The following is a 1,313-nucleotide window of genomic DNA, read 5'->3' as shown; positions in this document are numbered from 1 at the left end:
CGCCACCCACGCCCACCCCCCCGGCCTGGCCAGCCGCCGCCGCTACCGCTGGACCGGCGGGCGGATCACCGACTACTGGGACGAGGTGTTCACCCCGGACGGCTTCGAGGGGCACGCCGCCCTCGACGACCAGTCGGCCTTCATCGCCAGCCTGGGCGGCAACCGGTCGGCGCGGATGCGCGACGTGCTCGGCACCATCCAGGCCGACCAGGACGCCATCATCCGCGCGGGCTCCCGGGGCGCTCTGGTCGTCGACGGCGGCCCGGGCACCGGCAAGACCGTCGTCGCGCTGCACCGCACCGCGTACCTGCTCTACTCCGACCCGCGCCTCAACCACCGCCAGGGCGGGGTGCTCTTCGTCGGCCCGCACGAGCCCTATCTGGCCTACGTCGCGGACGTCCTGCCCAACCTCGGCGAGGACGACGTGCTCACCTGCACGCTGCGCGACCTGGTGCCCGAGGGTGCGACGGCGGCGGCCGAGGCCGACCCCGAGACGGCCCGGCTGAAGTCGTCGGCCGGCATGGTCACGGCGATCGAGGCGGCCGTCCGGTTCTACGAGGAGCCACCCGCGCCGATCACCGTGGAGACCGAGGAGGCCGAGATCCGGGTGACCGCCCGCGACTGGGCCGACGCGTTCGAGGCGCGGGAGCCCGGCGTGCCGCACAACGAGGCGCGGGACCAGATCTGGGACGAGCTGCTCGAGATCCTGACCGACAGGCACGACGTGTCCCGCACGTCGCTGGAGCGGAGCCCGGAGTTGCGTACGGCCCTGAACCGCGCCTGGCCGGTGCTCGAGGCGCCCGACCTGGTCGCGGACCTGTGGTCGGTGCCCGCGTATCTGCGCAGGTGCGCGCCCTGGCTGAGCCCCGGCGAGATCAAGCGCCTGCAGCGGGCGGACGTGAAGGCGTGGACGGTGTCCGACCTGCCTCTGCTGGACGCGGCCCGGCAGCGGCTCGGCGACCCGGAGGCGTCCGACCGTAAGCGTCGCCGCGACGCCACCCTTGCGGCCGAGCGCAAGCGCGTCGGCCGTGTCCTCGACGAGCTGATCGAGTCCGAGGTCCACGACGACGGCGAAGGCGTGCTGAAGCAGTTCTACCAGCCGGGCATGCGGGACGCGGCGGTCGACGAGTCGGTGGTGCCGGTGGCCGAACCCGACGTGCTGGCCGGCCCGTTCGCGCACATCGTCGTCGACGAGGCGCAGGAGCTGACCGACGCCGAGTGGCAGATGCTGCTGCTGCGCTGCCCGTCCCGCAGCTTCACCGTGGTCGGGGACCGTGCGCAGGCCCGGCACGGGTTCACCGAGTCGTGGGAGG

The 1,313-nt window shown here is 73.7% G+C and carries 1 protein-coding gene; it reads left to right on the top strand.

The genetic code is table 11. The annotated features are described in order from the left end of the window. Positions 1-1,313, top strand: a 1,313-nt coding sequence (gene helR / locus AB0M20_RS44055) for an RNA polymerase recycling motor ATPase HelR (RefSeq protein ID WP_364307505.1), incomplete at both ends; no start/stop codon positions are given.

The sequence above is a fragment of the Actinoplanes sp. NPDC051633 genome (genome assembly GCF_040681735.1).
GTDB lineage: Bacteria > Actinomycetota > Actinomycetes > Mycobacteriales > Micromonosporaceae > Actinoplanes.
The sequence above is the reverse complement of the archived record's forward strand: the minus strand, read 5'-3'. Positions and strand labels throughout refer to the sequence as shown.